This window comes from Streptomyces sp. NPDC059169, from assembly GCF_042755225.1.
GTDB lineage: Bacteria > Actinomycetota > Actinomycetes > Streptomycetales > Streptomycetaceae > Streptomyces.
Genome location: NZ_JBHZCF010000005.1, coordinates 272,729 through 282,089 on the forward strand (window position 1 = coordinate 272,729; position 9,361 = coordinate 282,089).

At 68.5% G+C, this 9,361-nt stretch carries 7 protein-coding genes; 3 read left to right on the plus strand and 4 right to left on the minus strand.

The features are described from left to right. Nucleotides 1-138: 138 nt before the first annotated feature. Genes ACFXOM_RS11905 through ACFXOM_RS11915 form a run of 3 tightly spaced genes read right to left on the minus strand, consistent with a single transcriptional unit; the run spans nucleotide 139 to nucleotide 4,507 of the window. Nucleotides 139-714 carry a DUF6262 family protein gene (locus ACFXOM_RS11905; protein WP_385037791.1) on the minus strand — a complete coding sequence of 192 codons (576 nt, stop codon included), beginning with the start codon at nucleotides 712-714 and terminating at the stop codon, nucleotides 139-141. Then, nucleotides 711-3,332: a tyrosine-type recombinase/integrase gene (locus ACFXOM_RS11910; protein WP_385037792.1), complete on the minus strand. Its 2,622-nt coding sequence runs from the start codon at nucleotides 3,330-3,332 to the stop codon at nucleotides 711-713. The genes ACFXOM_RS11905 and ACFXOM_RS11910 overlap by 4 nt, the downstream gene beginning before the upstream one ends. Continuing rightward, entirely contained in the window at nucleotides 3,329-4,507 is a 1,179-nt protein-coding gene (locus ACFXOM_RS11915; RefSeq protein WP_384938218.1) for a tyrosine-type recombinase/integrase, read from the minus strand. Before ACFXOM_RS11915 ends, ACFXOM_RS11910 begins: the two co-directional genes overlap by 4 nt. 472 nt (nucleotides 4,508-4,979) lie before the next feature. Between ACFXOM_RS11915 and ACFXOM_RS11920 the strand changes: the two genes are divergently transcribed. Both ACFXOM_RS11920 and ACFXOM_RS11925 read left to right on the plus strand, forming a co-directional pair. Continuing rightward, complete coding sequence (locus ACFXOM_RS11920; RefSeq protein ID WP_384938216.1) at nucleotides 4,980-5,531, plus strand: TetR/AcrR family transcriptional regulator; 552 nt, start codon at nucleotides 4,980-4,982, stop codon at nucleotides 5,529-5,531. Then, nucleotides 5,528-7,072 (plus strand): MFS transporter, encoded by a 1,545-nt coding sequence (locus ACFXOM_RS11925; RefSeq protein ID WP_384943837.1) that lies wholly within the window; start codon nucleotides 5,528-5,530, stop codon nucleotides 7,070-7,072. Before ACFXOM_RS11920 ends, ACFXOM_RS11925 begins: the two co-directional genes overlap by 4 nt. 107 nt (nucleotides 7,073-7,179) lie before the next feature. Here ACFXOM_RS11925 and ACFXOM_RS11930 read toward each other — a convergent pair whose 3' ends face one another. Next, nucleotides 7,180-7,842 carry a lysophospholipid acyltransferase family protein gene (locus tag ACFXOM_RS11930; protein ID WP_384938245.1) on the minus strand — a complete coding sequence of 221 codons (663 nt, stop codon included), beginning with the start codon at nucleotides 7,840-7,842 and terminating at the stop codon, nucleotides 7,180-7,182. Nucleotides 7,843-8,096: 254 nt separating this feature from the next. Between ACFXOM_RS11930 and ACFXOM_RS11935 the strand changes: the two genes are divergently transcribed. After that, nucleotides 8,097-9,251 (plus strand): glycerophosphodiester phosphodiesterase, encoded by a 1,155-nt coding sequence (locus tag ACFXOM_RS11935; protein WP_384938210.1) that lies wholly within the window; start codon nucleotides 8,097-8,099, stop codon nucleotides 9,249-9,251. Nucleotides 9,252-9,361: the final 110 nt, after the last annotated feature.

A 9,361-nucleotide genomic window follows, 5' to 3' on the forward strand; every position in this document is an offset into this window, starting at 1 on the left:
GCGCCAATCGTGGGCACAGAGTACCTCGCCTGCTCCAGCTTTTGTTTGGGGCCCCATGCGGCGCCTCTTGGCGCGTGCTTTGGTCCGGTGCCCCTGTTTTTCCCGTGTCCCCCGGACCGAGCGGCATTCCTTGAGTTCTCAGCTGCCAGCGATCTGGGCTTCGAGGTCGGCGAGGCGCCGGTCCTGGAAGCGGAGGTTGGAACGGGCAGCCTTGAGCCGCTCGTCGAGGGTGCGGTTGTCGGCAGTGAGCTGGCGGACCCGCTGTTTGAGGGTGGTGTTCTCGGTGGTGATCCGCAGGATGGCTTCCTCGGTCCATTCAGCCTGCAAGTCCCGGATTTCACCAAGGAGTTCGCCGATGCGGGTGCGCTGAGCCAGGATCTCGGCGTGGGCTGCCTTGAGGGCGTCCTCGGCGTTCAGCGCGCGTTCCCGCCACGTCGCCTCACGCTCGTCGTCCTGCTCGGCGAGGGTCCGCAACCGGCACTCGCCAGCTTCGGCCATGGTCGAGGCGATGGCCGCCCTGGCCTCGGGATTGTCGTAGAGGAAGGTGCGGGATACGTCCGCGCGACGGGCGACGGCGGCGACGCTGATCTGTGCCTTCTCACGCCGGAGGCAGGTGATGGCCTCGTGGACTCGCTGGAGGGCCGTCTCGGTCTTGCGACGACGGGCCGCCAGGGCAGCCGCCGTGCGGGGTTCTGGAACGCTGGCGGTCTTCATGCGATGTCCTGTTCGAGATCGTCGCCGTCTGTTGTGCACGTATCGCTGTACTCGTCCTGCTCCCTGCTGCCCGCGTCGGCGAGATCGGTGGCGCGGAAGGCGGTGGACCACACGCGATGGAAGTAGTCCTGCGGTTTACGCAGGTCCAGGGCGAGCGCGTCATCAAGGAGGCCGAGGCCGGCCAGGGCCTTCTCCAGACCGTCGATGGCGCGGCCGGTCGGCTCGAAGTAGCGATGGAGGTAGTCGGCGGTGGCGTCGTCTGGGGCGCCCTCGGCCAGCAGCCGCCACTGCTCGCGCTTGCGCCGCCAGTAGAGGAGGTCGGCGCCGGAGAGGACGAACTTGTCGCAGTTGTGGCAGTCCAGGTTCCAGGGACAGGCGCCGCCGTCGACGACCGGCTGGAAGGTGCAGAATCCGCCCTCGGCCGGGGTGCTGCGGCGGGCGAGGTCGACCGCGATGGCCAGGGCCTGCTCCTTGGTGAGCGCCTCGGCGGAGTCCCCTGAGAGGAGCTCCCCCGGAGTGGCCGTGCCGGGGCCGGCGACCCACACGTGCTGGAGCACGTTCTCCAGATCGGTGTTGGAGAGATGGACGTAGTGCTCGGCCATCCTGTCCGAGACGTGCCCGAGATAGCGACGGATGTGGGTGAGGGTGGCGCCTTGGCGGAGGAGGCTGGTGGCCAGGGTGTGGCGAGCCTGGTGGGGAACGCAGTGGCCGATGTCCAGGGAGTCGACCCAGGGGCGGAAACGGCTGTAGAACCACGGTCTGCTCAGTGCGATCGTTCCGTCGGTGCTGCGGTAGTTGGTGGGGAACAGCGCGAGTCCGTCGCGTTCTTTGCCGGTGGGGGTGTAGCCGTGTTCGTCGGCGAACCGGCTGAGCGTCTTGCGTTGTCGGGCGGTGATGAGGTCGTAGAGCGACTCGGGGATGCGGATGGCGGCGTCGTAGTTGCCCACCTTGGTCTGGTCGTGCCAGAGCATTGCGAGCCCATTGAGCCGACCGATGCAGTTCCAGCGGAGCTCGATGACCTCCCCCAGCCGTCGTCCGGTGATGACGATGATCTCCCAGATGTCCCGAGCGCCCTCGTCATCCGGATCGTGGACGCGTGTGAACTCGGCGAGATTGCGCTCGTCTGCCAGTGCGCGTGCCACCTCGTCGGCGAAGGGGCGCCGACGCTTCGGGTAGGCCGTGGCACCGGCGTTCGGCAGCGCGACGACAAACTCTCTCGCGAGGCCGAGAGCATCGGTCGCACCGTCGTCCATTGCCTTGCGGAGGATCTTGCGCGTGTGGTTGAAGACCACCGACCGCGTGCCGGTCGTGACGATGCTCGGCTTCCCGTCGGACCGGACCATGGCCAAAGAGGGGAGTCCATGGCGTTCGCGATGTCTCTGATCTGCGACGAAGCGATCGGCGTGCCCCTTCGTCAAGACTGCGGGGTCGTGGCCCCCGCCAGGGGCATCGACTTCAAGGAAAGCGCTCAATTCGGTCATCGCACGGCGAATTTGATCGAGTTTGTGAGAACTGGGACATCGGGGCGAACTCAGGATCTCGGCAAAGTAGTCCCACGCGATTCCCTGTAGCCATCGTTGGGAGATCTCGGTGAGGCTGATATGCCCGAGCCGCTGATCGAGGCTGACGCCGAAGTGCCTGGTCTCGATGAATCCAGCCTCCTTGGTCTCCTCGCGCGTGAAATAGACCAGACGCAACTCATGGAGGATCTCTTTCGTGATCCCCGTGGCGGTCTTACTCAAGGACGAAACGTCCAGATCGATGATCGAGGTCGCATCTGCTTCGCGACAGGCATTCACTACCATTCGGAGCGCGGTGACATCCCAACGGGCCGGACGCGACCGTTGAGTGTGAGTGAATAGCCCCCACTGAATCTCCTTCTGCGCCAGCGGACGCAGGCCGCGCAAGTTCAACTGAGCAGGCAGGGCGACTGTGGCCTCCGCATTGCACCACGCCTGGAACTGGCTGTGGTCTTTGTAACTGACTGCGGCTTGGTCGTCACGCAACCATCCCTGCGGAATTGACGCCCCGCCGGGGGTACCTGCCCTCCGGTAAGCATTACCGTGCCGACGACAGAGTCCGAGCTGCGACTCCGCCAACAGAGGACAGACCAGCACCATGCATGCCCCGAACCCCGGAGAAGGACTTTGCTCGGCGACCCACCCATCCAAGTCGAGTGCGACTTCTTTCCCCGCTCGCGCCCGACTCCACTTCTTGGAGTGAAATTCGCAGAGACGATACTCACCCGGTCGCGCGGGACGCTCGGGACAGATCAGACAAGACAAATTGCCGTAATGATCGGTTGATTGGCCCAAAGGTTCAGCAGTGCTGAGGAAAGCCGACCGGCTGACTCCTTGCTTCGCGACCGTGAGCCACTGTTCTCGATGGCTGTGACAGAAGTCGCCGAGGCCGGTAGCGCGCTCGCAACCACCGACCCGGCAGAACCATCGATAGGTCTGGTGTCCCTGTGGGATTTGGATGATGTCGTCGCGAAACAGCGGGTCGAAGGAGGGTGCGTTCATCAGCGCGGTGAGGATCTCCAAACGATCTCTGCCGATCCGCATGTCGTTCTGGTGCGTGGTCAGCAAAGGCAACAGAAACGCGTCCCGGCGCTTCATCGGCCCTCACCCCAGACCGTGCGCAGAGCGGCGTCGAAGACCGGATCGTGGATGTCGACGTGTCCGTAGACCTCGTCGACCATCGCGGCCGAGGCCCAGCCGCCCGCGTCCCGGGCGATCAGGGTGTTGCCGCCTGCGGCGTCGAGAACCGCCGAGGTGAAGGTGTGCCGGAAGGCGTGGGGTTTCACCAGCCCCAGCCCAGCGTGTTTCCCGGCCCGGCCGAGCATCCGGCGGGCGCCGACCGGTGCCCACGGCTGGCCCGTATCGGCGCCGTGCAACTGGACCAGGAGCATGCCGTGCCGAGCGCCGCGCGGGTACTCGGTGGTGATGTACTCGAAATAGGAGTGCACCATCGCCGGGCTGACCCGCTTGATCAGCCCGCCGGTGACCGTCCCGCGCTCGACCTGCCACGGGTGCTTGGTCTTGGCCTCGGCCCGGTTCGGGTTGCCGGGCCGGTGGCAGACGTGCAGATGCGGGGTGCGGCACTCGCCGCAGGCAGCGTTCTCCCGCAGGTGCAGGTCGACCAGGTGCAGCCCGCACAGCTCGCCGATCCGCAGTCCCCCGTCGGCGAGCCAGTCGACGACCAGCCGGTCCCGGGCGGCGTTCACCTTCTCCAGCAGCCTCTCCCTCGCCCCGTCCGGCAGCATCTTCGGGTGCCGGCGGTGCGGCCCCTTCGGCGCCAGCGGATTCGTGGGCAGTGACGACTTCGCGTGACCGAGGAACGAGCGACGCCGGTCCACCCGCGACGGCAGCCGGGACCTGTCGAGCTTCTTGCCGAGTTCGCGGTTGATGCCGAGGGAGGCTTGGTGCAGGTAGAAGCCTTTCAAGCAGGCCGCCGCGGTCGACAGCGCGGAACGGCCGTAGGGGCGCTTGCCGACCCGCCAAGGTTCCCCGAGCGGCATGCGGACCTCGGCACCGACGATCCCCATATAGCGTTCCAGGTCTCGCAGTTGGACCGTTTCGAAGGCCAGGCATTCGCGCTCCAGCCACCGCAGGTGGTCCACCAGGTAGTACGCGTAGGTCTTCTGCGTGCCCGAGCCCTCGTGCTCACGCAGGAACCGGTCCGCCTCCGTGTGCAGCGTGCCCTCGGGCCAGACGATCGTCCATGACCTCCGCCCGTCCTTCCTCTCGATCCGCTGGACCCTCAAGTCCCCGACCACGACGTGCCGTACCACTTGTCCTCCGTACCGACTCCGGAACATGACAGACGTCCCGGTCCCGGTCGGTAAACGAGCCCATGACGCCCAAGTCACAGGCCCAGACGGACATCACGGGCGGCACGACCCGCGGTCGGTAAAGTCGATGTCGATGAGCAGCAGGGGCTTCATGGGCACAGTGTTCCTTTCACATCGTCGTGAGCATGGTGATTTTCGTGCTGGACGCGGGCGGGCTCCGGCCCGGTGCGTCCGCCTCTCCGCCGTGCCCCGTGCCGCTGTCGACCGTCCAGGAGTCCGGGTCCGTGCCCAGCGGGGTTCGCCGGAGCCCTCGTCCGGCGCGGAGCGCAGCCCCGGATACCGCGGAGCGGGGCGCCCCACGGGCTGGCCCTGCACCTCGCGGGACGCCGGCGACATCGACCCTCGCTGCGCGGAATGAGGCTTCCGTATACCGCATGAGACATCAACGTCTCATTCGATGTATGCTTGTCTCATGGCCATGGATCGTGAACAAGTGCTGCGCGCCGCCGCCGCGCTGCTCGCCCGCAAGTCGACCGCCACGATGGACGAGGTCGCACGAGCGGCGGGCATCGGGCGCGCCACGCTGCACAGGCACTTCGCCGGACGGGACGCCCTGGTGCGAGCGCTCGAAGCGCTCGGCATCCAGGAGTTCGAGGTCGCGATCGACCGCGCCGGAATCGACGAGGGCGACGCGTGCGGGGCGCTGCGCCGCCTCATCGCCGAGATGGAACCCTGCGCGCCCCTGCTCGCCTTCCTGGTCACCGAGAACCAGCTGTTCGAGGGCGAGCAGATCAACGAGGGCTGGGCCAGGCTCGACGCACGCGTCTCGTCCCTCTTCCGGCGGGGCCAGGAACAGGGCGCCTTCCGGATCGACCTGCCGCCCGCCTGGCTCACGGAAGCCCTCTACGGGCTCATCGGCAGCTGCGCCTGGGCCGTCATGGACGGCCGGGTCGCCAAGAACGACTTCCAGTACATGATCGCCGAGCTGATCCTCGGCGGAGCACGACGGAGTGTGGAGAAATGACCAGTACCGTCCAGCGCGCGAGCGGGACGGACCAGACCCTGAACCGCCCCGGGCGCTGGCTCGCTCTCGCGGTGCTGGTACTGGCCGTCCTGCTGGTGGCCGTGGACGCCACCGTCCTCGGTCTCGCCACGCCCTTCCTCAGCGAGGACCTCCAGCCGTCGGGCGCGCAGCTGCTCTGGATAGGTGACGTCTACTCCTTCATCATCGCCGGCCTGCTCGTCTCGATGGGCAGCCTCGGGGACCGGATCGGCCGGAAGAAGCTGCTGCTGAGCGGTGCCCTCGCGTTCGGCGCGGTGTCCGTGCTCAACGCCTATGCCTCCACGCCCGAGATGATGATCCTCGCCCGGGCGCTGCTCGGCGTCGCCGGTGCCACGCTGATGCCCTCCACGCTGGCGCTGATCCGCAACATCTTCCACGACCCGCGGGAGCGCAGCCTCGCGATCGGCATCTGGGGCGCCATGGCCTCGGCCGGCGCGGCGGTCGGCCCCGTCGTCGGCGGGTTCCTCCTCGAGCACTTCTGGTGGGGCTCCGTCTTCCTGATCAACCTCCCGGTCATGGCCGTCCTCGTGCTCGTCGGTATCAAGCTGCTGCCCGAGTCCAAGAACCCGGTCGCGGGACCGTGGGACCTGCTCAGCGTCGCCCTGTCCCTCGTCGGGATGATCGGTGTCGTGTACGCCATCAAGGAGGTCGCGAGCGAGGGGCTGACCTGGGGCGCGGGTGCGGCCGCGGTGATCGGTGCGGTCGCGCTGTACGGCTTCGTCCGCAGGCAGCTCACCCTGCCGTCGCCGTTGCTCGACATGCGGCTGTTCCGGCACCGGGGCTTCTCCGCAGCGGTCCTCGCCGACCTGCTGACCATTCTCGGGCTGTCCGGCCTGGTCTTCTTCCTGTCCCAGTTCCTGCAGCTGGTCCAGGGCAGGGCGCCGTTCGAGGCGGGGCTGGCCGAACTACCGGCCGCGATCGGCGCGGTGGCGACGGGACTGGTCGCCGGCAGGGCCGCCCGGAGGTTCTCCGTACGGTCCGTCGTGGCCGTCGGGCTCGCCGCGGTGGGAATCGCCCTCGCCGTCATGACGCTGATCGACCGGTCGACCGGCTACCCGCTGCTCGGTGCGGCGCTGCTCGTCGTCGGTATCGGCGCGGGCTTCTCGTTCACCGTCACCGCCGACGTCATCCTGTCCAGCGTCCCCAAGGAGCAGGCCGGGTCGGCTTCGGCGGTGTCGGAGACGGCGTACGAACTCGGTGCGGCGCTCGGGATCGCCCTGCTGGGTTCGATCGTGACGGGGGTGTACCGCGACTTCGCGACGCCGAGCGGGGTGCCGTCGGGTGCCGCGTCCGCGGCCCACGAGTCGCTCGGCGGGGCCGTCGAGGCGGCGGCGACGCTGCCCGGTGCACAGGGCGCGGCGCTGGTCGACGTGGCCCAGCGAGCGTTCGTCGAGGGGCTGAGGTTCGCGACGGGCGTCGGTGCGGTGGTGCTGATCGCCACCGCGGTGGCTGCCTGGTTCCTGCTGCGCGGCGAGAAGTTGGCCGACGGCATCGCGCACTGACCGCTGACGGCGCGGCCCCGGTGCGGAGTGCGCCGGGGCCGCCCCGTACGGACGTGCTCGTCGGACCGGCCCGTCCGAGTGTCACGCGTGTGGGCGGACGGCAGCCGTCAGGCCGCCTTCGCCTTCGTCGCGTACATGTCCACGTACTCCTGACCGGACAACTGCATCACCTCGGTCATCACCGAATCCGTGACGGCCCGCAGGACGTAGCGGTCCCGGTCCATCCCCTCGTAGCGGGAGAACTCCATCGGCTTGCCGAAGCGGACCGTCACCCGGCCCGGGCGGGGGAGGCCGGCACCACCCGGCTGGAGCTTGTCCGTGCCGATCATGGCGAAGGGCACGACCGGAGCACCCGTCATCAGGGTCAGCCGTGCGATGCCCGTACGCCCCCGGTAGAGACGGCCGTCCGGGGAACGGGTGCCCTCCGGGTAGATGCCGAAGATCTTGCCTTCCTCGAGAATCCGACGACCGGTCATCAGGGCGGCCACCCCGCCGTTGGCGCCGTCCCGGTCGACCGGGATCATCCCGACGCCCGTGAAGAACCAGGCCATCAGGCGCCCCTTGAGGCCCTTGCCGGTGACGTACTCGTCCTTGCCGATGAAGTAGACCGGACGGTGGCAGACCACGGGCAGCACCATCGAGTCGATGAACGTGAGGTGATTGCCGGCGAGGATGACCGGGCCGTCCCCGGGGATGTGCTCGACACCTTCCACCCGGGGGCGGAACATCAGGCGCAGGATCGGTCCGAGCACGGCCTTGATGAGGGACAAGCGGGACAACGGGTCCTCCGGTGTCAGGGACGGTGTGGGTGCAGGGTCGGCAACGACTGTGCAGGTGAGGACGATACTCGCGGGTCCCGCCGCTCCGCACGTGGGGTTCACCGAGCGGATACACAGTGTTGACCTGAGTTTGGGACGCGTTTGCCCAAGGTCTCCCGCACGTCCTGTCCCGGCGCCTAGCGTGGAGCGCCGCACGGGCCCCGCGGTCAGGAGCGGGACACCACATCCCCAAGGGAGGACCATTCATGACACAGGGTGCGGACGGCATCCCCGGGCGGCGGACCGTTCTCGGTGCTGCGGTGCTCGGGACGGCGACGCTCGGGATCGGCGCCGCGGCAGGTGCTGCGAACGCGCAGGAACGTCACGGCAGTCCCGGTCCCGGCTACCGCGGCCTGCCCGTGCCCACCGTCATCGGTCATCGCGGCGCGAGCGGCTACCGGCCGGAGCACACCCTCGGCTCGTACCAGCTGGCCCTCGACCTGGGCGCGGACGTCATCGAGCAGGACGTGGTGCCCACCAAGGACGGCCATCTCGTGTGCCGCCACGAGAACGACATCACCGGGACGACGGACGTCGCGTCCCGCCCCGAGTTCGCCTCCCGGAAGACCACCAAGTCCGTGGACGGGGCCGGCCTCACCGGCTGGTTCACCGAGGACTTCACCCTCGCCGAGCTCAAGACCCTGAGGGCCACGGAGCGCATCCCCGCGGTGCGGCAGGAGAACACCCTGTACGACGGCCGCTGGCAGGTGCCGTCCTTCGAGGAGGTGCTGCGCTGGGCCGAGCAGCAGGGCCGTCGGCGCGGCCGCCCCGTCTGGCTGCACGTCGAGACCAAACACCCCTCGTACTTCCGCGGCATCGGACTGGCCCTCGAAGAGCGGCTGGCGAAGCTGCTGCGCCGGTACGGCAGGCACCGCGCGCACTCGCCGCTGTTCCTGCAGTCCTTCGAGCCGACCAGCATCCAGCGGCTCGCCACCCTCGTCGACGCACCGGGAGTGGTCCTGTTGGGCGCCGCGAACTCCCGCCCCTGGGACTTCGTCCAGGCCGGTGACCCCCGCACGGTCGCGGACCTCATCACGCCCGCGGGTCTGAAGGAGATCGCCTCGTACGCGCGGGGCATCGGCCCCACCCTGGACCTGATCATTCCCAGGGACGCGAGCGGTCGGCTCGGGAAGCCGACCACGCTCGTCCGCGACGCGCACGCCCAGGGGTTGATCCTGCACCCCTACACGATGCGCAACGAGAACGCCTTCCTGCCCGCCGAGTTCCGCCGCGGCAGCGACCCGAACGCCTACGGCGACGCCTTCGGAGCGTTCAGGACCTACTTCGCAGAGGGCATCGACGGAATCTTCACCGACAACCCGGACACGGGGGTCCTGGCCCGGGCCGACTTCGCCGGCTGACCGCCGTAGCCGCGGGGGGCCGGGGGCCACCCACCACAGGCCCGAGGGGGTCAGCGGCCAGAAGAGACGCCATGCGATATGGGGGTCCCCGCCGCGGCCCAGAACAGTGG

Coding starts and splice junctions, on each gene's coding strand:
- ACFXOM_RS11910 (WP_385037792.1), bottom strand. CDS start 3,332: ATGAAGCGCCGGGACGCGTTTCTGTTGCCTTTGCTGACCACGCACCAG.
- ACFXOM_RS11925 (WP_384943837.1), top strand. CDS start 5,528: ATGACCAGTACCGTCCAGCGCGCGAGCGGGACGGACCAGACCCTGAAC.
- ACFXOM_RS11935 (WP_384938210.1), top strand. CDS start 8,097: ATGACACAGGGTGCGGACGGCATCCCCGGGCGGCGGACCGTTCTCGGT.
- ACFXOM_RS11920 (WP_384938216.1), top strand. CDS start 4,980: ATGGCCATGGATCGTGAACAAGTGCTGCGCGCCGCCGCCGCGCTGCTC.
- ACFXOM_RS11905 (WP_385037791.1), bottom strand. CDS start 714: ATGAAGACCGCCAGCGTTCCAGAACCCCGCACGGCGGCTGCCCTGGCG.